This is a genomic window from Streptomyces sp. NPDC042102 (genome assembly GCF_055582305.1).
In genome coordinates, this window is the sequence record NZ_JBVJDL010000003.1 from 621,309 (window position 1) to 641,764 (window position 20,456).

Genomic DNA, 20,456 nt, shown 5'->3' on the forward strand with positions numbered 1-20,456 from the left:
GGGCAACAATCGGCCGGAATCCGGCCCCCGGTCAGGGCCGGGTCATGCGCAGCACGTCAAGGGCCTGATCGAGCTGTTCCAGTGTCAGATCGCCGCGCTCGATGTACCCGGACTCCAGCACCACTTCCCTGATGGTCCTGCGTTCCGCGAGCGACTTCTTGGCGACCTTGGCCGCCTCCTCGTAGCCGATGTAGCGGTTCAGCGGGGTCACCACGGACGGCGAGGACTCGGCGTACTCCCTGGCCCGCTCGGCGTTGGCGGTGATCCCGTCGACCGTACGGTCGGCCAGCAGCCGGCTCGCGGCGGCCAGCAGCCGGATCGACTCCAGCAGGTTCTTGGCCATGACCGGGAGCATCACGTTCAGCTCGAAGTTGCCCGCCGCGCCCGCGACCGCGACCGTCGTGTCGTTCCCGGTCACCTGGGCCGCGACCATCAGGACGGCCTCCGGGACCACCGGGTTGACCTTGCCGGGCATGATCGAGGAGCCCGGCTGGAGGTCGGGGAGGTTGATTTCGGCCAAGCCGGTGCGGGGGCCGGAGGCCATCCAGCGCAGATCGTTGGCGACCTTGGTGAGGGAGACCGCGATCGTACGCAGCATGCCGGACGTCTCCACCAGCGCGTCCCGTGCCCCCTGCGCCTCGAAGTGGTCGCGCGCCTCGGTCAGCGGCAGCCCGGTGTGGTCCGCGACCTCCGCGATCACGGCGGCCGAGAAACCGGGCGGGGTGTTGATCCCCGTACCCACGGCCGTGCCGCCCAGCGGCAGCTCGGCCAGCCGCGGCAGGACCGCGCGCAGCCGCTCGATCCCGTAGCGGACCTGGGCGGCGTACCCGCCGAACTCCTGGCCCAGGGTGACCGGGGTGGCGTCCATGAGGTGCGTGCGGCCGGCCTTGACGACCTCGGCGAACTCGGCGGACTTGCGGGAGAGCGCGGCCGCGAGGTGCTCCAGGGCGGGGATCAGGTCCTGGACGACGGCGGCGGTCGCGGCGATGTGGATGGAGGACGGGAAGACGTCGTTGGAGCTCTGCGAGGCGTTGACGTGGTCGTTGGGGTGCACGTCCCGGCCCAGCCGCTCGCCGGCGAGGGTGGCGATCACCTCGTTGGTGTTCATGTTGGACGAGGTCCCCGAGCCCGTCTGGAAGACGTCGACGGGGAAGTGCTCGTCCCAGCGGCCGTCGGCGACCTCCAGGGCGGCGGCGCGTACGGCCGCGGCGATGTCCGGGTCCAGTACGCCCAGTTCGGCGTTGACCTTGGCGGCGGCCGCCTTGATGCGGGCGAGTGCGGCGATGTGGGCGCGCTCCAGGCGCTGGCCGGAGACGGGGAAGTTCTCCACGGCGCGCTGTGTCTGGGCGCGCCACTTGGCGTGTGCGGGGACCCGCACCTCGCCCATCGAGTCGTGCTCCAGCCGGTACTGATCGTCGGTCATGTTCGTAGCCTCCTCAAAAAGTTGAGCAATTGTCTTGTTCAAAGTGTTCCCAACTCCCCTACCGGCCAGTAAATACCCGGGGTAACACCGACACCGGGGAGGCGTCCATGGCGCGTAACAGACCCAGACTCAGATCTACCTTCGCCGCCGCCGCGGCGATCGCGGCCGCCCTCGGGGGCGTCACCGCCATCACCCCGATGGCCCAGGCGGCCCCGTCGGCCGCGGCAGCCGCCACGGCGGCCACCGCGGTGGCCGCCGTCAAGCCGCTCCCGCCCGAACTGGAGGCCGTCCGGGCCGCGGAGGCCACGAAGATCTACGGCGACCCCGCGATCCGCCCGATGAGCGAGCGCCGGACCGGGCTCATCTCCCTGGGCGACAGCGAGATCTCCGGCGAGGGCGTCGGGAACTACGACCCGGCGACCAACACCCCGTCCAACCAGTGCCACCGTTCGCCCGACGCCGCGATCCACCGCACCGGGATCCAGGCCGACCTGACCTTCAACGTCTCCTGTTCCGGCGGCTACACGGGCAACATCAGGATCGGCGGCAGCAAGCAGTACGCCGACGAACTGGTGCAGAGCGACAACCTCGCCGTCAAGGCCCGCAACACGAAGATCAAGATGGTGCTGCTGGTCGCCGGGGCCAACGACGACCTCCAGTTCGGCCCCGTCATGACCGACTGCGTCACCCGCTGGGTGCTCAGCCAGGGCACCTGCCAGCCGAAGTACGCCCCCGGCTGGCAGGCCCGCGTGGAGGGCCTGCGCCCCAAGGTCGAGGCGACCGTCGGCGACCTCAGGACGGTCATGCGCGACGCCGGCTACGCCGACTCCGACTACAAGCTGGTCGTCATGGGCTACCCCAGCCCCATCGGCCCCGACTTCTACGACAACCCCTCCTTCCCCGGCAAGCTGCCCGGGGGCTGCGCCGGCTACGACTCCGACGCCACCTGGGGCCGCAACTACGCCGTACCGGCGTTCGAGAAGGGCATCCGCGAGGCCGCCCGCAACTCCGGCGCCCTCTACCTGGACAACTCGCGGCTCTTCCACGGCCACGAGGTCTGCATGGAGGACACCTGGGCCCGCGGCCTCTACCTGGACCTGGCCGACCACTTCCCGTGGGACGAGAACACCGCCCGGCAGTCGTTCCACCCCAACTACCGGGGCCACGGCGCGTTCGCGTCCTGCCTGACCCAGTTCTACGCCTCGGGCCTGCGCGAGGCCTCGTGCGCAGACCCGGCGAGCACCGGCACCCCCGTGCTCCAGGCGGGGGCCTGGGACGACCTGTACCGGCCCCTGCGGGGCGAGGCGACCGGCACCTGCCTCGACACCAACGGCGGCGCCAGCGCCAACGGGACCGCCGTCCTGGGCTGGGACTGCCACGGCGGCCGCAACCAGGGCTGGTGGTACGACACAGCCCGCACGTCCGTCCACGTCGAGCTCACCCACGACCGCTGCCTCGACGTCCCCGGCGCGCGCTACGGCGCCGGCACCGCGCTGATCATCTGGAACTGCCACGGCGGCGCCAACCAGAAGTTCCTGCGCGACGGCGCGACCCTGCGCCCCGCGGCCGCCCCGGCCATGTGCCTGACGGTCGCCGCGGCGGGCGGACCGGCCCGCCTCCAGCCCTGCGACGGCTCCCCGGCCCAGCGCTTCGCCTGACCGCCACCGCACCCCCCACATCCGGCCGGCGCACCCCGGCCGGATGTCGCCTTTCCGGAGCCCGCTCCGCGCAGGCCCTCAGGACGCCATGCCCTCCGGCATCGGCGGCAGCGGCGCCGGGGTCACGGTGAAGCCGCCCCGGACCACGGTCGTGAACGGGGCCGGAGCCATGCACGTGCCGACCGTCGGCTTGACGACCTCGCCGTGCTCGTCCTGGTGCGGCGGGTCGATGTTGACGATGCCCCACGAGAACCCGAGCCGGTCCGGCTCCCCGTGCCGGCCGTCCTGGACGCTGATGCCGATCCGCTTGCCGACGCCGCCGACGGTGGACTTGGTGACCACCGCCGTGACCGTCGCCGTACGGCCGCCCGTCACCATGCAGTCGACCTCGGCCTCGGAGGTGCCGGGCTCGCGGCCGGGGATGCCGTGGTACACGGTGATCTTGCCCCGGGCATCGGTCGGTGCGCCGTGCGCGCCCCGCGGATCGGGGAAGGGCCGGGTGAACGGGGCCGCCTCGGCGTCCACGGTGAAGCGGATCTCCTGGTCGTCGGGAGCGTAGGCGAAGTCGACGGTGGCCGCGCCGTGCACGGAGGCGGTCCTCGGGGGCGCGGCCGGCGCCGCCGGGGCGGGGGCCGCGGAGCCGAGGGCCCCCAGCAGTGCGAGGGCGGCGGCGCCCCCGGCCGTCGCGAGACGACGCCGACGCTTCGATGCGACCTTCATGGTGAACTCCTGTTTCCAGCTCGGCTGTTCGGTTACGGCAACAGCCTCGCCGGAGGGCGCCCGGCCCACCATCTGCCGATCGGCCGGACCCCAGGCCCGCCGGGCCCGGCCCGTACGCCGATCGGCAGAGCCGGGGATCAGCGGGTGCGCAGGTACTCGCGCACCTCGCGGGGCCGGTTGGTGATCAGCGTGTCCACGCCCAGCCGCAGGCACAGCTCCACGTCCTCGAACGCGTCCACCGTCCACACCCGCACCCGCAGCCCCTTGGCGTGCAGCCGCGCCACCAGGCCCGGGTCCTTGCGCACGAGGTCGATGCCGGGACCCGCGTGCCCGGCGAACGGCGGCCGCGGCGGCCGGACCCGGTGCTCGATCAGGTAGACGGCGGGCAGGCCCGGCGCGAGACGGTGCAGGCGGGTCAGCGCGGTGCGCGAGAAGCTCATCACCTCGACGCGGCCGCCCGCGCCGTCGGCGAGCCCGTACTCCTTGAGCACCCGCACCAGCTCGGCCTCCAGCCGGCCGCCGGCCCGCGTGGGGTGCTTGGTCTCGACGGCCAGCCCGACGGGCCGGTCGGCGGCCAGCGCCTCCCGCAGCAGGTCCTCGAAGAGCAGCACCCGCGACCCGCGGTGCGCCTCGCCCTTCCACCCGCCGAAGTCGAGCGCGGCCAGCTGGTCGTACGTCATCGCCGACACGACGCCCCGCCCGTCGGAGGTCCGCTCCACCCGCCGGTCGTGCACGCACACCAGCCGCCCGTCGGCGCTGAGCCGCACGTCGCACTCCAGCGCGTCGGCCCCGTCGGCGATGGCCTGGCGGTACGCGGCGAGGGTGTGCTCGGGGTGCTCGTGGGAGGCCCCACGGTGGGCGATCACGCGGGTGGCGCGGGCGGTGACGAGAGAACTCATGCCCCGACGGTAACCGGCCCGGCGCCGCCCCGGGTGCAGCCTGCCGCACGCCCGGCCGAACAGCCGGTGACGTTCCACGACGTACGGCGAGGGGCCGCGCGCCGCGCGTCGCCCGGGGCGGGCCGCAGCGCGCCACGCCCGGCGGCGGCGGGGCCCGGTCCGGGCCCCTGGTCAAGGCGCGCCCCGAAGAACCCCCCTGTCCGGCAAGGACGCGGGGGTTTTCCGTGTGTCGACTGAACGGGCGGGGCGGTGGTCAGGCGGTGTAGAGCGCAGGGCGCTCCGCCACCTGGTCCGGGGTGAGCCCTTCCACGGTCAGGTTGCCCGTCCAGAGGTGGTCGCGGTTGGCGTACGTCGTATCGAACCGGACGCGCTTGCCGCCGGGTTCCAGCTTCCAGCCCTGGTCCTGGAACTGCGCGATGCGGTCGCTGCCGCACACGAACGCCCGGGTGGCCTGGGTGAGCACCCATTGGGCGAGCTCGGTCTCGTCGGCCGTGGGCCGTCCGCAGGTGCGGGCCATCTGCCACAGCCGCCCCCACTCGATACCTGGAGTCAGCGGGCCGACGACGGCCACGTCTCCGATCCGCCGCTCGTCCAGGTGGTGCGTGGCGTAGCCGAAGACCACGCCGAACAGGGCGAACACCGTGACCCTGCTGCTCCCGGTCAGCCCCTCGTCGGATGCCATGGGCGGTACCTTTGCTCAGAGTGGGACCCGGGCACCTGTGACGTGTCCGGGTCCTCCTTCGTTCGAGGGTTCAGCAGCCGTCGCCGTCGCCGCAGCAGGCCGGGGGGTTGCACTCCTTCGCGGCGCCCCACATCCGCTCGTCGACGTGGAAGCCGGCCGCCTTGACCCGCTCGACCACGGAGCCGATCAGGGGACGGGTTCGGACGGTGGCCTTCGGTTCGTGGTCCAGGAAGTAGCCGAACTGTTCCTGACACCACACGGCGTAGGCGCGGGTGTGGAGCGCGAACGAGTGCCAGCCCGGGTCGACGGTCTCGGACGGGGTCATGTCGAACGCGCGGCTGTCGCCCATGACCTTGAGGAAGGCAAGGGCCTGGTCCACGATGCCGCGTGCCGTGGACAGTTCGTGCCCGTACTCCTCCGCGCAGAACTCGGACACCTTCTCGAACAGCTCGGGGCTGACGAGGTCCCGACCGTGCCGTAAGGCGACGGGGCTTTCCACCATGGCCGTCATCGTGTGACTCCTTCTGGTCGATGGCTCTCGCGGTTCCTCGTATGGGTCGCGTCCTCGTCGCCAATACTGTCGGGGCGGGGTCCAGGTTTCTAACTGGTTTCCTGTTCCCGCAAGAACTCTTGTCGAACTGTCTCAAGCATGGCGCGCGCTTCGTCGCCAGAAAGCGCCAGCGTTGCGAAACCCTCGAACTTGCGGACGTATAGAGCTGCATCCCGAGGGTCTGTCACCACGATTTCAGCATGCGTGGTCTCGACGGTCACCGTACGATCGTCCCGGACTACAAAGGTGTCATTTGGGATTCGAGAGCCCTTGTTTGCTGCTGGGCCTTGTGTACTCCCATTCGACGGATGAGGCGCCACGCCGTGGCCTCCGTCGCCGCCGCCCTGACGGCCTCTAGATACTCTTCCTTAACCTCATCTGAAACGCCTATGGCCGTAAGGATGCGCTCAACGTCCGCAGCGGACGGAGCGAGCTTGGCCGTCTCGATTTTGCTCAGCTTACTTGCGGACATGACGGCGCTGCGGGCGACGGCTTTGGCTTCCTTCCCGGATGCTTGCCGTAGCGCCCTCAGCGCGGCCCCCAGCTGTCCTTTGTTCACTCGCCGTGCTTCGCCCACCATTCGGAGAACGGCACGGCATGACTCATCGCCGCTTCGCGGTAGGCGCAGAATTCGGCCGCCCGCTCCTCGGGAAGAATTTCAACACCAAGGAACGACCCGTCGTCCGAGTAGTTCATTACGCCTGGAGTCGCGTTGTCCATCAACCAGAAATCGGGGACGCCTTCCAGTGGGTTGGGCTTTCCGGTGACGTCGAGGATGAAGAACTCTTCGCCGCCCGTCACGTTCTTCTGGTAGCCCCAGCCCAGCTCGAACCGCAGGTACGAAGTCAGGGGTCGGGACAGGATGTGCACACGATAGATGCGCTTCCCTCTGCTGGTGTGGGAGAGCAGTTCTGACACCCAATCGTCGTTGTAGTCGGCTGGTTGAGGTTCGTCGGCCAGGAAAGCCTCGTAGGCCTGCGTGTTGCCCGACCTGCTGTAATCGTCCAGCGTCTCCAGCCGAAATGCCTCTTGCTCGAAGGTGTCGAAGAGTTCCCCGAGAGTCTTAGGCGCCACGGAGGCCCTTCCGGATGAGATCGAAGATCAGCTGCTCCGGGATTTCGACAACGGTTTCGTGCGCGGGAATCTCCAGACCGTGGTCGGTCGGGGTCTCGCCCTGAACCAGCAGGGTGCCCCTGTCGGTGAGGTAGATGGTTGGACAGTCCTTCAGATCACAGGTGCTCACGATCTTGGTGACCTTCACGGCTTCCCCTCCTTGGCTCTGCGCTGGTGTGTCGTGATCGATCCTGGCGACCAACTCAGGGCAGGTGCAAGGGGTTCGAGTTTCCGGAACAGGAAACCGCGTCGCCCGGCTGGCAGCCCGTGGGCGCCCCCTGCCGTCCGGTGCGGAGGCAGACACGGCGAGAGCCCCCGGCGGGGGTGCCAGGGGCTCTCGGGGGGCGTTCGGATGTCGGGTCAGGCCAGGCCGGGACCGCGGACCGGGATGTGGGTGAACGTCGGTTCCGGGGCCGGGTTCTGGAAGAAGTCGTTGCCCTTGTCGTCCACGACGATGAACGCCGGGAAGTCCTCGACCTCGATCTTCCAGACCGCCTCCATGCCGAGCTCCTCGTACTCGACGACCTCGACCTTCTTGATGCAGTCCTGGGCGAGACGGGCGGCCGGGCCGCCGATCGAGCCCAGGTAGAAGCCGCCGTGGCTGCCGCACGCGTCCGTCACCTGCTGCGAGCGGTTGCCCTTGGCCAGCATCACCTTCGAGCCGCCCGCCGCCTGGAACTGCTCGACGTACGAGTCCATGCGGCCGGCCGTGGTCGGGCCGAAGGAGCCCGAGGCGTAGCCCTCGGGGGTCTTGGCCGGGCCGGCGTAGTACACCGGGTGGTCCTTGAGGTACTGCGGCATGTCCTCGCCCGCGTCCAGCCGCTCCTTGATCTTCGCGTGCGCGATGTCCCGCGCCACCACCAGCGGACCGGTCAGCGACAGCCGGGTCTTGACCGGGTGCTTGGTCAGGGTCGCCAGGATGTCGTCCATCGGCTGGTTCAGGTCGATCGAGACCACGTCCGAGGACTGCGCGAGGTGCTCGTCCGTGGTGTCGGGCAGGAACCGCGCCGGGTCCCGCTCCAGCTGCTCCAGGAAGACGCCCTCGGCGGTGATCTTCGCGGTCGCCTGGCGGTCCGCCGAGCAGGACACGGCGATCGCGACCGGCAGGGACGCGCCGTGGCGGGGGAGACGCACGACGCGCACGTCGTGGCAGAAGTACTTGCCGCCGAACTGCGCGCCGATGCCGATCTTCTGGGTGAGCTCGAAGACCTGCTGCTCCAGGGCCTCGTCACGGAAGCCGTGGCCCAGCTCGGATCCCTCGCGCGGCAGCTCGTCCAGGTAGTGGGCCGAGGCGTACTTCGCGGTCTTCAGGGCGTGCTCGGCGGACGTGCCGCCGACCACGATCGCCAGGTGGTAGGGCGGGCAGGCCGCCGTACCGAGCGAGCGGATCTTCTCCTCCAGGAACTTCATCATCGAGGCCTCGTTGAGGACCGCCTTCGTCTCCTGGTAGAGGAAGGACTTGTTGGCCGAGCCGCCGCCCTTGGCCATGAAGAGGAACTTGTACGCGCCGCCGTCGGTCGCGTACAGCTCGATCTGCGCGGGCAGGTTCGAGCCGGTGTTCTTCTCCTCCCACATCGTGAGGGGGGCCATCTGCGAGTAGCGCAGGTTCAGGCGCGTGTACGCGTCGTAGATGCCGCGCGAGAGCGCCGCCTCGTCGCCGCCCTCGGTGAGGACGTTCTGGCCGCGCTTGCCCATCACGATCGCCGTGCCCGTGTCCTGGCACATCGGCAGGACGCCGGCCGCCGCGATGTTCGCGTTCTTCAGGAGGTCGAGGGCGACGAACTTGTCGTTCGAGGAGGCCTCGGGGTCGTCGATGATCCGGCGCAGCTGCGCGAGGTGGGCCGGGCGCAGGAAGTGCTGGATGTCGTGGATGGCCTCCTCGGCGAGCTTGCGCAGCGCCTCGGGCTCGACCTTGAGGAACGTACGGCCGTCCGCCTCGAACGTGGAGACGCCCTCGGACGTCACCAGGCGGTAGGGGGTCCGGTCCTCCCCCAGGGGGAGCAGGTCGGTGTACGCGAACTCCGGCATGTGGCCATTCCTCACTCGGCAGACGGCGCTGGCGACCAATTGGCAGCGCGGCTGTCCAGCGTAGGACCTGTTCCCCGGGTCGTGTCTGTGAGGTAAGGCTCACCCAGCACTATCGCGATCTATCGTGTTTGGCTATGCTGGGCGACGTGGACCTGGAAAAGCACCCCGCCGCAGCACCCACCGCCGCCGCCGAGCCCGCCGCGCTGCGGGCCTCGGACGCCGACCGCGACCGGATCGCGCAGATCCTCGGCGATGCCGTCGCCGAGGGCCGGCTGACCGCCGAGGAGCACTCCGAGCGCCTCGACTCCCTCTACGCCGTCAAGACCGTCGGCGAGCTGGACCTGCTGGTACGGGACCTGCCCGCGCCCGGTGGCGCCCCGGTCGCGGCCGGCGCGGCCGCCGCCCCGCCCGTCGCCGCGCCGCCCGGCTCCGGGTACGTCGACAACGTGGTCGCGGTGTGCAGCGGCGCCGCCCGCAAGGGCCGCTGGCGGCCCTCCGCCCGGACCCGCGCCGTATCCGTCCTGGGCGACGTCTCCATCGACCTCACCGAGGCCGTCTTCGAGCAGCAGGTCACCGAGATCGACGTGACCTGCCTGCTGGGCAACGTCGAGATCCTCGTACCGGAGAACGTCACCCTCCGGGGGTACGGCAGCGGTGTCCTCGGCAACTTCGAGGTGCGGGGCGAGGGCCGTGGCGAGGGGCGTGGTGAAGGGCGCGCCGAGGTCGATCCGCAGGCTCCCGTCGTGATCGTCCGCGGCTTCGCGATGCTGGGCAACATCGAGGCCCGGCCCAAGCTCGGCGCCCGCCTGGTCGACCTCGCGCGGCGGCTGCGGGGGCGCGTCGACGGCTGAGCGGACGGCCGGCCTGGTGCGGCGGCCTGCGTTGCGGAGGGTTGTCTTTCGGTCGAACTTCCCCGGAGCGGCACGCAGTGCATAGGGCCGGATGCAGCGGGTAGAGACAGGTGCATCGTCTCTCGCTCGCGAATACGTCGTCAGGAGTAGACCGTGCAGCATCCGCCGCATCAGTCCCTGCAGGTAGCCGCCGTACAGCGCGTTCAGGGTCTTGAGGCTCTGCCAAAGCCGCGGGTGCCGGCCAGGGAGGAGGACGGCCCATGGCACGCGGAGGCGGTGTGCCGCAGGGACGAGGCGGGGCTCTTCTTCGCTCCCTCCAAGGAGCCGACCGCGGCCCGGCTCTCCCGCGAGGAGGCCGCCAAGCGGGTCTGCGCGCGCTGCCCGGTCATGGTGGCCTGCCGCGAGCACGCCCTGCTCCAGCCCGAGCCCTACGGCGTCTGGGGCGGCCTGACGGCCGCCGAACGCCGCGTGGTGCTGGCGCGCCGCCGCCGCCGGGCGGCCGAGCTGCGCCAGGGCCAGGCCGCGGGGCCGGTCGCCGCCGCGGGCTGAGCCCCGTACCGGCGCCGGGGCCGGAGGCCGGGGCGGAGTCCGGGGCGGAGTCCGAGTACGCGCAGACGAAGAGGGGCGGTCCCGCCGCACACGGGAACCGCCCCTCTCGTCGTGCGGCGCGCGCCCTGCCGCCCGCGCGCGCCGCGGCCGCCGCGGTGGGCGGCCGGGGTGTCCTACTGGGCGCGGTCGAAGTCGACCGCGCTGTAGGCGCGCAGCTTCGAGAGCCGGTGGGTGGAGTCGATCTTGCGGATCGTGCCCGACTTCGAGCGCATGACCAGCGACGACGTGGTCGCGGTCTCCGAGCGGTAGTGGACACCGCGCAGCAGCTCGCCGTCCGTGATGCCGGTGGCGACGAAGAAGACGTTCTCGCCGGACACCAGGTCGTTGGTGTGCAGGACCCGGCCCAGGTCGTGGCCGGCGTCGAGGGCCTTCTGGCGCTCGGCGTCGTCCTTCGGCCACAGCTTGCCCTGGATCGTGCCGCCGAGGCACTTGATGGCGCAGGCCGAGATGATGCCCTCGGGGGTGCCGCCGATGCCGAGCAGCAGGTCCACACCGGTGCCCTCGCGGGCGGCCATGATGGAGCCGGCGACGTCGCCGTCGGAGATGAACTTGATGCGCGCGCCGGTCTCGCGGATCTCCTTGACGATGCCCTCGTGGCGCGGGCGGTCCAGGATGACGACGGTGACGTCCTCGGCGGCCATGCCCTTGGCCTTGGCGACCCGGCGGATGTTGACCGAGACGGGGGCGTTGATGTCGACGAAGTCGGCGGCCTCGGGGCCGGTGACCAGCTTGTCCATGTAGAAGACCGCGGACGGGTCGAACACGGTGCCGCGGTCCGCGGCGGCCAGGACGGCGATGGCGTTCGGCATGCCCTTGGCGTTCAGGGTGGTGCCGTCGATCGGGTCGACGGCGATGTCGACCTCGGCGCCGGTGCCGTCGCCGACCCGCTCGCCGTTGTACAGCATCGGGGCTTCGTCCTTCTCGCCCTCGCCGATGACGACGACGCCGTTCATCGAGACGGTGGAGATCAGGGTCCGCATGGCGTTGACCGCGGCGCCGTCCGCGCCGATCTTGTCGCCGCGTCCGACCCAGCGGCCGGCCGCCATGGCGGCGGCCTCGGTCACCCGGACCAGTTCCAGGGCGAGGTTGCGGTCGGGGGCTTCGGGCGAGACTTCGAGCTGGGGCGGCAGGTTGTGCTCGGTCATCGGAGCGCACCTTTCTGTACGACGACGGCCGGAGATGTGAGGGTGCTGGAACTCTATCGTTAGGTCGACATATTGAGCAGAGGGGGTCACGTATGAGCGCCGTATCGGTCATCGAACGGCCGGGTACGGACCCCTGCCCACGATCGCCGCGGGGCATGCGGGACGATGGGGGCGTGGCAGGTATGAAAGGCAAGCAGACGATCTGGGACATGGTCCGGTCGCTGGCGGTGATCCTGGTCGTCGTCGCCGGGATCTACATCTTCGTCCCGCACGACGAGGACGCCGACCCGACGCGCGTCGTGGACTACCGCGTCGAGACCCTCACCGCGCGGCGTGCGGCGCCGTACCCCGTGGCCGCCCCCGTGGGCCTGCCGCAGGAGTGGCGGGCGACCTCCGTCACGTACCAGCGCAAGAACGCCAACGCCTGGCATCTGGGCTTCCTGGACCCGGGCGACCAGTACGCGGCGGTCGAGCAGTCCACGGACCTCTCGCCGAAGTACCTGGCGAAGGTCACCCAGCAGGCCACCGACACCGGGCAGACGCAGGCGGTCGGCGATCTGGTGTGGCAGCGCTGGGACGGCGAGAAGTACGACGCGCTGGTGCGCAAGGAGCAGGACCACGTCACCGTGGTCACCGGCACCGCGGGCTTCGAGCAGCTGGGGAAGCTGGCGGCGGCGCTGGAGTTCAAGAAGGGCTGAGGTACGGCGAAGGCCCGCCCCCTGGTGGGGGCGGGCCTTTGTCGTACCTGCGGTGCGCGCAAGGGCTCAGACGGTCGTGACGACCTGGTCGAAGTCCAGGCGCGGGGAGCGCGGGAACCAGGCGTTCTCGCCCGGCTTGCCGATGTTGATCACCATCAGCGGGGTGTGGTCGTCGTCCAGGAACTCCTTCTGGAGGCCGGCGAAGTCCAGGCCGGTCATGGGGCCCGCGGCCAGGCCGGCGGCGCGCACGCCCACGATGAAGTACGCGGCCTGGAGGGCGGCGTTCACCAGCGCGGAGTGCTCACGGGCCGGGCGCTCGGCGAAGAACAGGTCCTTGGCCTGCGGGAAGTGCGGCAGCAGGGCCGGGAGCTCCTCGTGGAACTCGTTGTCCGCGGCGAGGATGGCGACCAGCGGGGCGGCGGCGGTCTTGGCCTGGTTGCCCTCGGCCATGTGCTTCACCAGGCGCTCGCGGGCCTCGGCGGAACGGACCAGGGTGATGCGCAGCGGCGTCTGGTTGAAGGCGGTCGGGCCGTACTTGACCAGGTCGTAGATGGCCTGGACCTGCTCGTCGGTCACCGGCTCGTCGGAGAACGAGTTGGCGGTGCGGGCCTCGCGGAACAGGAGGTCCTGGGCGGCGGCGTCGAGAACGAGGGACATCGGAAAGCCTTCTTCCAAAACGGGTGGGTCAAGCGATGTCCCCGACTCTACGAGCCGAATAGATGAAATTTCAACTAAACCGGGTGGTTCGTGACCCGGATCACAAGGACGCTCCCGGCCCGCCGCCCTCCCGGTCGCCGCCGGCGGGGCCGGTCTCCTCCGCCTCCCGGGCCGCCAGCGCCGAGTCCAGCCGGGCCCGGGCCCCCTCCAGCCAGTGCCGGCAGACCTTCGCGAGCTCCTCGCCGCGCTCCCAGAGCGCCAGCGACTCCTCCAGCGAGGTGCCGCCCGCCTCCAGGCGCCGCACGACCTCGATGAGCTCGTCGCGGGCCTGCTCGTACCCCAGTGCCGTATCCGCCTCGGCCATTCCTGCCACCTTATGTGTGTAATGCAATCAATTTGTTGCGTGCGTATGAAAGCGCGTGGGCCGCACGGCTCCACCGTCTCGCCGCGCCCGCCCGCCCGCGCCCGCCCGGCCGCTACCCGGTGACCCGCACCGTGAACTCGCCCTGCGCCACCCGCGCCCGCAGCACCTCGTCGGGACCGGCCTCCTCCGGCGAGCGCACCACGTGCCCGTCCGCCCGCTGGAGGACCGCGTACCCCCGCTCCAGGGTCGCCGCGGGGGACAGCGCCACCACCCGGGCCAGGGTGTGCGCGAGCTCGGAGTCGGCCCGGTCCAGCAGGTGCCCCAGCGTGCGCCGGCTGCGCGCCAGCAGCGCCGCCAGCTCGTCCTCGCGGGTCTCGGTCATCCGCTGGGGATGCGTGAACACCGGCCGCGCCAGCGCGTGCGCCAGCCCCCGCTCCTCCCGGTCCAGCAGCCCCCGTACGGCGCGCAGCGCGCGGCCCCGCAGCTGCTCCACCCGCTCCATCTCCTCCCCGACGTCCGGGACCACCTTCTTCGCGGCGTCCGTCGGGGTCGAGGCCCGCAGGTCCGCCACCAGGTCCAGCAGCGGCGAGTCCGGCTCGTGGCCGATCGCCGAGACCACCGGCGTACGGGCCTCGGCGACCGTACGGACCACCTGCTCGTCGGAGAACGGAAGCAGGTCCTCCACGCTGCCGCCGCCGCGGGCCACGATGATCACGTCGACCTCGTCGAGCGCGTCCAGCTCCTTGACGGCCTGCACCACCTGCGGCACCGCGTGGACCCCCTGCACCGCCACGTTGCGCACCTCGAAGCGGACCGCCGGCCAGCGCCGCCGGGCGTTCTCCAGCACGTCCCGCTCGGCCGCCGACGCCCGCCCGACCACCAGCCCGATCAGCTGCGGCAGGAAGGGCAGCGGCTTCTTGCGGTCCAGGGCGAACAGCCCCTCCGCCGCCAGGGACCGCTTCAGCCGCTCCAGCCGCGCCAGCAGCTCACCGATGCCCACCGGCCGTATCTCGGTGGCCCGCAGCGACAGCTGCCCGCGCGGCGCGTACCACTCCGGCTTGGCCAGCATGATCACCCGCGCGCCCTCCGACACCGCGTCCGCGACCTCGTCGTACACCTGCCGGTAGCAGGTCACGCTCACCGAGATGTCGTGCGACGGATCGCGCAGCGTCAGGAAGACCACCCCCGCACCCGGCCGCCGCGACAGCTGCGTGATCTGCCCCTCCACCCACACCTGGCCCAGCCGCTCGATCCAGCCCCCGATGAGCCGGGACACCTGGCCGACGGGCAGCGGCGCCTCGGCCGACGTATTCAGACCCATGCACGCAGGCTAACCGCCCGCACCGACAGTCCCCTTGGGATCGGCGGGAGGCGGCCCCGCGCGTCGCCCCCGCTGCGCCACCAGCACCACCAGCCCCACGGCCAGCCAGATCGCCCCCACCAGCTGCGCGGCGGGCGCGGCCTCGACGATCACCGCGAGCGTCACCGCCGCTCCCAGCACCGGGACCAGCAGGTGCCGCCACCAGACGGGCGGGCCCGCCGCCCGGCGGACCACGAACCAGCCCACCACCGAGGCGTGCAGCAGCGTGAACGCCACCAGCGCCCCGATGTCCACCACCGACACCAGGTGGTCCAGCCCGTCGTCGCGCCGCGCCGCCCACACCGCGGCCACCAGCGTCACCGAGGCCGCCACCAGCAGCGCCCGGCGCGGCGTTCCGCCCGAGGTGTGCGCCAGCGCCCGCGGCAGCCGGCCCTCGCGCGCCATCGCGAACAGCAGCCGGCCGGCCGCCGCCTGCCCGGCCAGCGCCGCGAACGCCGCCCCGATCGCCTTGCTGACCGCCACCAGGTCGTGCAGCCAGCCGCCGACCGCCGCGTCCACCGTGTCGTAGAACGCCGGCCCCTGCGCGCCCGGGTCGGCCGCCAGCTCCGCCGCCGTCACCGGCGCGAGCAGCGCCGCCAGGTAGGTCTGCGCGAAGAACAGCACCCCGGTCAGGCCCAGACAGAACAGCACCGCCCGCGCCACCTTCGCCGAACCGCCGGTGACCTCCTCGGCGAACGAGGCGATCGCGTCGAAGCCCAGGTACGACAGCACCGCCACCGACACCGCGCCCAGCACCGCCGCCAGGGAGAAACCGAGCGAGCCGTCCCCGGTCAGCGGCGACAGCCAGCCGCGCCGCGCGCCGCCGCCGGCCAGCACGGTCACCGCCGAGACCACGAACACCACCAGGACCGCGATCTCCATCGCCAGCACCGCGAAGCCGACGCGCGCCGCCACCCGTACCCCCCAGAGGTTGAGCAGGGTCGTCACCAGCACCGCCAGCGCCGTCCACACCCACCGCGAGACCCCGGGGACCAGCGCGTTCATGGCGATGCCCGAGAAGAGGTACGCCACGGCCGGGATCAGCAGGTAGTCCAGCATCGCCATCCACCCGGCGATCAGCCCCGGCCCCTCGCCCAGGCCCTTGCGCGCGTACGTGAACACCGAGCCGGCCTGCGGGGCGACCCGCACCATCTGGGCGTACGAGAAGGCGGTGCACGCCATCGCGACGGTCGCCACGAGGTACACGAGCGCGACCGCGCCGTGCGACCTGGCGTCCAGGGTGCCGAAGATCCCGACCGGGGCCATCGGGGCGATGAACAGCAGCCCGTAGACCACCAGGTCGCGGAAGCCCAGACTCCGCGAGAGCCGCCCGTCGGGGGCCCGGGCGGCCGTGGGGGATTCGGTGCCGGACGCCATCCGTCCTCCGAGCGACGCTGCGGACAGGTTTGCGATCAAGTGTGCGCCGACCGGGCGACGATCTGCCTGCTGAGCGCCCCCGTACGATGGAGGGCATGACTGCTCCCGCTTCCCGCCGTGTCCTGCTCGCCGCGCCTCGCGGCTACTGCGCGGGCGTCGACCGAGCCGTGATCGCTGTCGAGAAGGCTCTCGAGCAGTACGGTGCGCCGGTCTACGTCCGTCACGAGATCGTGCACAACAAGTACGTGGTCCAGACGCTGGAGAAAAAGGGCGCGATCTTCGTCGAGCGGACGGAGGAGGTGCCCCCGGGCAACATCGTGATGTTCTCCGCGCACGGCGTCGCCCCGGTCGTCCACGAGGAGGCCGCGCGCGGCAGGCTCGCCACGATCGACGCGACCTGCCCGCTGGTCACCAAGGTGCACAAGGAAGCGATCCGGTACGCCAACGAGGACTTCGACATCCTCCTCATCGGCCACGAGGGCCACGAGGAGGTCATCGGCACCTCCGGCGAGGCCCCGGACCACATCACGATCGTGGACGGCCCGCACGACGTCGAGAAGGTCACCGTCCGCGACGAGTCCAAGGTCGTCTGGCTCTCCCAGACCACCCTCTCGGTCGACGAGACGATGGAGACGGTCGACGCGCTGAAGACCAAGTTCCCGCTGCTGGTCTCGCCGCCGAGCGACGACATCTGCTACGCCACCTCGAACCGCCAGGCGGCGGTGAAGGTGATGGGCGCCGACTCCGACCTGGTCATCGTGGTCGGCTCGAAGAACTCCTCGAACTCCATCCGGCTGGTCGAGGTCGCGAAGGACGCCGGCGCCCGCGCCGCGTACCTGGTGGACTTCGCCAGCGAGATCGACGAGGCCTGGCTGGAGGGCGTCACCACGGTCGGCCTGACCTCGGGCGCCTCCGTGCCGGAGGTCCTGGTCGAGGAGGTCCTGGGGTGGCTGGCGGAGCGCGGTTACGCGGACGTCGAGCTGGTCAAGACGGCCGAGGAGTCGATCACCTTCTCGCTGCCCAAGGAGCTGCGCCGCGACCTGCGCGCCGAAGCGGCGGAACTGGTCGCCGGTCAGGAGTAGTTTTCGTACCGTATGTCCATGCAGACGCAGATCATGGGTGTGGACATCGGCGGATCCGGCATCAAGGGCGCTCCGGTCGACCTGGAGCGCGGAGACCTGGCGCGGGAGCGCCACAAAGTACTGACGCCGCAGCCGGCCACCCCCGAGGGGGTCGCCGGCTGCGTCGCCGAGGTCGTCCGGCACTTCGGGTGGACCGGGCCGGTCGGCGTCACCTTCCCGGGCGTGGTCACGCACGGCGTCACCCGTACGGCGGCGAACGTCGACCCGGGCTGGGTCGGCACGGACGCCGCCGCGCTGCTCTCGCGCGAGCTGGACGGGAGCCCGGTCACCGTCCTCAACGACGCGGACGCGGCGGGGATCGCCGAGATGACGTACGGCGCCGGGCGCGGACGCGGCGGCACGGTCATCCTGCTGACGCTGGGCACGGGCATCGGCAGCGCGCTCTTCACGGACGGGCGGCTGGTGAGCAACAGCGAGCTGGGGCACCTGGAGCTCAAGGGCCACGACGCGGAGAAGCGGGCGTCGGTGAAGGCCAAGGACGACGGAGACCTCAGCTGGGAGCGGTGGGCCCGGCGGCTGTCGAGGTACCTGGAGCACGTGGAGATGCTCTTCTCGCCCGACCTGTTCATCCTCGGCGGCGGCGTCAGCCGGCGGCCGGAGAAGTTCCTGCCGCTGATCGAGGGCGTCCGCGCCGAGATCGTCCCGGCGGCGCTGCAGAACAACGCGGGCATCGTGGGCGCGGCGATGGCGGCCAGGGCGGCGCAGGCGTGACCGGGTACCGGGGCGACAGACCCCAGACCCCAGACCCCGAGACCCCTAGACCCTCTAGACCTCTAGACCTCTAGACCTCTAGACCTCTAGACCTCTAGGCCCGGCGGGGGACGCGCCGCCGCCCGATGAGCGCGGCCTTCCTGACGACGACGATCAGGGCGGCCAGGAGCGTGCCGGCGTACAGCCAGCCGGCGTTCAGCGACAGCGCCGTGACCACGCCCATCAGCTGGCCCCCGAGGCCGCCCGACCCGCCCGCGAGGGGCCACACGCCGACCGCGAAGGCGATCGGGACGGCGATGGGCGCGGTGATCAGGTCGGCGGGGCGGACCCAGAGGGCGGTGGCGGCGGCCGCGGGCAGGAAGAGCAGCCCGTACCCGAGCATGGACGAATCGAAGATCAGCCAGTCGATGCCGGCGGCCAGCGCCATGGCGACGCAGGCGAACAGCCCGCCGCCGAGGCCGGTCAGCAGGGGCCGCGGAAACCGCCGGGCCGCCCCCGGGGCACGGTCGGGGCCCGCGCCGGAGCCCGGCCGGGGCCGCGGCCGGGCCGTCGGCCGGGGTCCGGGTACGCCGGCGGCCGGCCCGCGCTGCGCCGGGGGCCGCTGCCGCTGCGCGGCGTGATGATCTGACCGCGTCCTGTATTGCTCCACCCCACGAGGCTAGGCGTCGCACCCCCTCGGAGCCCCGTGGGACACGCGTAAACTGTCTGACGGCCCGTGCCCGGGCCGTATCCTCCAGCAGCTACGGGAAGTCGCCAACGTGTCGCTCACGATCGGAATCGTCGGTCTGCCGAATGTCGGCAAGTCGACCCTGTTCAACGCCCTGACCAAGAACGACGTGCTGGCGGCCAACTACCCGTTCGCCACCATCGAGCCGAACGTCGGCGTGGTCGGCGTACCGGACCCCCGTCTGGCGGTCCTGGCGGGCATCTTCAACTCGCAGAAGCTCCTCCCGGCGACGGTGGACTTCGTCGACATCGCGGGCATCGTCCGCGGCGCCTCGGAGGGTGAGGGCCTGGGCAACAAGTTCCTGGCGAACATCCGCGAGTCGGACGCGATCTGCCAGGTCATCCGCGCCTTCAAGGACGAGAACGTCGTGCACGTCGACGGCAAGGTCTCGCCGAAGGACGACATCGAGACGATCAACACCGAGCTGATCCTCGCCGACCTCCAGTCCATCGAGAAGGCGATCCCCCGCCTGACGAAGGAGTCCCGCCTCCAGAAGGACAAGGTCGCCGTCCTCGCCGCCGTCGAGAAGGCCCAGGCCATCCTCGAAGCGGGCGACACCCTCTTCTCCCAGGGCATCACCAAGGGCACGGAGCAGGGCGACCTGCTGCACGAGCTGCACCTGCTCACCACCAAGCCGTTCCTCTACGTCTTCAACGTGGACGAGGACGAGCTGACGGACGACGCCTTCAAGGCCGAGCAGTCCGCCCTGGTCGCCCCGGCCGAGGCCATCTTCCTCAACGCCAAGCTGGAGGCGGACCTCGCCGAGCTGGACGACGAGGAGGCCCTGGAGCTCCTCCAGTCCGTCGGCCAGGACGAGCCGGGCCTGGCCACCCTGGGCCGCGTCGGCTTCGACACGCTGGGCCTGCAGACGTACCTGACGGCCGGCCCGAAGGAAACCCGCGCCTGGACCATCAAGAAGGGCGCCACGGCCCCCGAGGCCGCTGGCGTCATCCACACCGACTTCCAGCGCGGCTTCATCAAGGCCGAGGTCATCTCGTTCGCGGACCTGGTCGAATGCGGCTCGGTGGCGGAGGCCCGCGCGAAGGGCAAGGCCCGCATGGAGGGCAAGGACTACGTGATGCAGGACGGCGACGTGGTGGAGTTCCGCTTCAACGTCTGATCGCGTATCCAGATGCGGCCTGACCTGCGAGGATGCAGGTCAGGTCCTTCTGCTGTCCGCAACAGTCCGCAGAACCGGGAGCAGCTACGTGTCGTAGACCGTGGAGCGGTGTCCGACGTGTACGACCCACACCACCAGCTCCCCGTTGTCGATCGTGTAGACGACACGGTAGTCGCCGACCCGTAGGCGGCGGCGCTCAGGCTGGGATACGAGTGCCGTGGTGTTGAAGCCGAAGGGGTCGCTCTCCAGCTCTGTCAGTTTGGCCAGGATGCGAAGCGCCATGTCACGCGGGATCTTGCGCAGCTCGGCCTGGGCCTCGGGCCGGAACACCGTGCGATAGTCACTCACTGCGTGCCAGCGTCTCCCTCATCACGTCCTCGATCGGGACGCCGACGGCCGGGCTCGCCATGCGCTCGTCGATGATGCGGTTGATCTCGCGCTCTTCCCACTCCTGGTATTTGCGCAGCACCTCGATCGAGACCACGGCGGCGACCTGCTTTCCGCGACGGGTGATGACAGTGGGCACGTCGTCGCGGTCGGCCCGTTCGACGACTTCGGCCAAGTGGGCGCGTACGTCGCGGATGGACTCTATGGGCAGCGGCTGAGTCATGCCTCAAGGGTA

General features: G+C 71.1%; 23 protein-coding genes and 1 pseudogene. 7 read left to right on the forward strand and 17 right to left on the reverse strand.

Translation table 11 applies throughout. From position 1 onward, the window contains the following. Nucleotides 1-31 precede the first annotated feature (31 nt). Nucleotides 32-1,423, reverse strand: coding sequence for a class II fumarate hydratase (locus ACZ6KO_RS16120; RefSeq protein WP_469304601.1), 1,392 nt, complete (start codon nt 1,421-1,423; stop codon nt 32-34). A 107-nt stretch (nt 1,424-1,530) separates the two neighbouring features. Between ACZ6KO_RS16120 and ACZ6KO_RS16125 the strand changes: the two genes are divergently transcribed. Continuing rightward, complete coding sequence (locus ACZ6KO_RS16125; protein WP_469304602.1) at nt 1,531-3,081, forward strand: ricin-type beta-trefoil lectin domain protein; 1,551 nt, start codon at nt 1,531-1,533, stop codon at nt 3,079-3,081. 78 nt (nt 3,082-3,159) lie between these two features. Here ACZ6KO_RS16125 and ACZ6KO_RS16130 read toward each other — a convergent pair whose 3' ends face one another. The 8 genes and pseudogenes from ACZ6KO_RS16130 to ACZ6KO_RS16165 all read right to left on the reverse strand — a co-directional run bounded on the left by ACZ6KO_RS16130 (nt 3,160) and on the right by ACZ6KO_RS16165 (nt 9,073). Continuing rightward, a complete protein-coding gene (locus ACZ6KO_RS16130) occupies nt 3,160-3,801 on the reverse strand; it encodes a hypothetical protein (protein WP_469304603.1) in 642 nt (213 codons plus the stop codon). A 137-nt stretch (nt 3,802-3,938) separates the two neighbouring features. Beyond that, nucleotides 3,939-4,700, reverse strand: coding sequence for a glycerophosphodiester phosphodiesterase (locus tag ACZ6KO_RS16135; protein ID WP_469304604.1), 762 nt, complete (start codon nt 4,698-4,700; stop codon nt 3,939-3,941). 253 nt (nt 4,701-4,953) lie between these two features. After that, nucleotides 4,954-5,382: a hypothetical protein gene (locus ACZ6KO_RS16140; RefSeq protein WP_469304605.1), complete on the reverse strand. Its 429-nt coding sequence runs from the start codon at nt 5,380-5,382 to the stop codon at nt 4,954-4,956. 70 nt (nt 5,383-5,452) lie between these two features. Further along, nucleotides 5,453-5,893 carry a glycine-rich domain-containing protein gene (locus tag ACZ6KO_RS16145; RefSeq protein ID WP_469304606.1) on the reverse strand — a complete coding sequence of 147 codons (441 nt, stop codon included), beginning with the start codon at nt 5,891-5,893 and terminating at the stop codon, nt 5,453-5,455. An 89-nt stretch (nt 5,894-5,982) separates the two neighbouring features. After that, nucleotides 5,983-6,491, reverse strand: a pseudogene (locus tag ACZ6KO_RS16150) (helix-turn-helix domain-containing protein). After that, complete coding sequence (locus ACZ6KO_RS16155; protein WP_469304607.1) at nt 6,488-7,006, reverse strand: DUF6879 family protein; 519 nt, start codon at nt 7,004-7,006, stop codon at nt 6,488-6,490. Before ACZ6KO_RS16155 ends, ACZ6KO_RS16150 begins: the two are co-directional and overlap by 4 nt. Then, the gene (locus ACZ6KO_RS16160) at nt 6,996-7,193 is read right to left on the reverse strand and encodes a hypothetical protein (protein ID WP_469304608.1); all 198 of its coding nucleotides are present in this window, start codon (nt 7,191-7,193) and stop codon (nt 6,996-6,998) included. Before ACZ6KO_RS16160 ends, ACZ6KO_RS16155 begins: the two co-directional genes overlap by 11 nt. A gap of 212 nt (nt 7,194-7,405) precedes the next feature. Continuing rightward, nucleotides 7,406-9,073 (reverse strand): fumarate hydratase, encoded by a 1,668-nt coding sequence (locus ACZ6KO_RS16165; RefSeq protein WP_469304609.1) that lies wholly within the window; start codon nt 9,071-9,073, stop codon nt 7,406-7,408. 146 nt (nt 9,074-9,219) lie between these two features. Between ACZ6KO_RS16165 and ACZ6KO_RS16170 the strand changes: the two genes are divergently transcribed. After that, nucleotides 9,220-9,924: a DUF1707 SHOCT-like domain-containing protein gene (locus ACZ6KO_RS16170; RefSeq protein ID WP_469304610.1), complete on the forward strand. Its 705-nt coding sequence runs from the start codon at nt 9,220-9,222 to the stop codon at nt 9,922-9,924. Between the two features lie 153 nt (nt 9,925-10,077). Next, nucleotides 10,078-10,473, forward strand: a complete 396-nt coding sequence (locus tag ACZ6KO_RS16175) for a WhiB family transcriptional regulator (protein WP_401456345.1) — start codon at nt 10,078-10,080, stop codon at nt 10,471-10,473. A gap of 173 nt (nt 10,474-10,646) precedes the next feature. Here ACZ6KO_RS16175 and glpX read toward each other — a convergent pair whose 3' ends face one another. Continuing rightward, nucleotides 10,647-11,678: a class II fructose-bisphosphatase gene (glpX, locus tag ACZ6KO_RS16180; protein ID WP_469304611.1), complete on the reverse strand. Its 1,032-nt coding sequence runs from the start codon at nt 11,676-11,678 to the stop codon at nt 10,647-10,649. A 182-nt stretch (nt 11,679-11,860) separates the two neighbouring features. Between glpX and ACZ6KO_RS16185 the strand changes: the two genes are divergently transcribed. After that, complete coding sequence (locus ACZ6KO_RS16185) at nt 11,861-12,376, forward strand: DUF4245 domain-containing protein (protein ID WP_401456375.1); 516 nt, start codon at nt 11,861-11,863, stop codon at nt 12,374-12,376. Between the two features lie 66 nt (nt 12,377-12,442). Here ACZ6KO_RS16185 and ACZ6KO_RS16190 read toward each other — a convergent pair whose 3' ends face one another. The 4 genes from ACZ6KO_RS16190 to ACZ6KO_RS16205 form a co-directional block, all read right to left on the reverse strand. Then, nucleotides 12,443-13,033, reverse strand: coding sequence for a malonic semialdehyde reductase (locus tag ACZ6KO_RS16190; RefSeq protein WP_469304612.1), 591 nt, complete (start codon nt 13,031-13,033; stop codon nt 12,443-12,445). A 100-nt stretch (nt 13,034-13,133) separates the two neighbouring features. Then, nucleotides 13,134-13,397: an exodeoxyribonuclease VII small subunit gene (locus tag ACZ6KO_RS16195; protein WP_469304613.1), complete on the reverse strand. Its 264-nt coding sequence runs from the start codon at nt 13,395-13,397 to the stop codon at nt 13,134-13,136. A gap of 112 nt (nt 13,398-13,509) precedes the next feature. Continuing rightward, complete coding sequence (gene xseA, locus ACZ6KO_RS16200; RefSeq protein ID WP_469304614.1) at nt 13,510-14,718, reverse strand: exodeoxyribonuclease VII large subunit; 1,209 nt, start codon at nt 14,716-14,718, stop codon at nt 13,510-13,512. Nucleotides 14,719-14,727: 9 nt separating this feature from the next. Further along, nucleotides 14,728-16,134: an APC family permease gene (locus ACZ6KO_RS16205; protein WP_469304615.1), complete on the reverse strand. Its 1,407-nt coding sequence runs from the start codon at nt 16,132-16,134 to the stop codon at nt 14,728-14,730. An 86-nt stretch (nt 16,135-16,220) separates the two neighbouring features. Between ACZ6KO_RS16205 and ACZ6KO_RS16210 the strand changes: the two genes are divergently transcribed. Together ACZ6KO_RS16210 and ppgK are read left to right on the forward strand one after the other, a co-directional pair. Then, complete coding sequence (locus ACZ6KO_RS16210) at nt 16,221-17,216, forward strand: 4-hydroxy-3-methylbut-2-enyl diphosphate reductase (protein WP_469304616.1); 996 nt, start codon at nt 16,221-16,223, stop codon at nt 17,214-17,216. A gap of 18 nt (nt 17,217-17,234) precedes the next feature. Next, nucleotides 17,235-17,987 carry a polyphosphate--glucose phosphotransferase gene (gene ppgK / locus ACZ6KO_RS16215; protein WP_469304617.1) on the forward strand — a complete coding sequence of 251 codons (753 nt, stop codon included), beginning with the start codon at nt 17,235-17,237 and terminating at the stop codon, nt 17,985-17,987. Between the two features lie 94 nt (nt 17,988-18,081). On the opposite strand, the gene ACZ6KO_RS16220 is transcribed toward ppgK, so the two are convergent. Next, on the reverse strand, nt 18,082-18,636 hold the full coding sequence (locus ACZ6KO_RS16220) for a DUF6542 domain-containing protein (RefSeq protein ID WP_469304618.1): 555 nt from the start codon (nt 18,634-18,636) through the stop codon (nt 18,082-18,084). A 109-nt stretch (nt 18,637-18,745) separates the two neighbouring features. On the opposite strand from ACZ6KO_RS16220, the gene ychF reads away from it, so the two are divergent. Then, complete coding sequence (gene ychF, locus ACZ6KO_RS16225) at nt 18,746-19,834, forward strand: redox-regulated ATPase YchF (RefSeq protein ID WP_469304619.1); 1,089 nt, start codon at nt 18,746-18,748, stop codon at nt 19,832-19,834. Between the two features lie 84 nt (nt 19,835-19,918). Here ychF and ACZ6KO_RS16230 read toward each other — a convergent pair whose 3' ends face one another. Next, nucleotides 19,919-20,182: a type II toxin-antitoxin system RelE family toxin gene (locus ACZ6KO_RS16230; protein WP_030207783.1), complete on the reverse strand. Its 264-nt coding sequence runs from the start codon at nt 20,180-20,182 to the stop codon at nt 19,919-19,921. Then, nucleotides 20,175-20,444, reverse strand: a complete 270-nt coding sequence (locus ACZ6KO_RS16235; RefSeq protein ID WP_030774626.1) for a type II toxin-antitoxin system Phd/YefM family antitoxin — start codon at nt 20,442-20,444, stop codon at nt 20,175-20,177. The genes ACZ6KO_RS16230 and ACZ6KO_RS16235 overlap by 8 nt, the downstream gene beginning before the upstream one ends. Nucleotides 20,445-20,456: the final 12 nt, after the last annotated feature.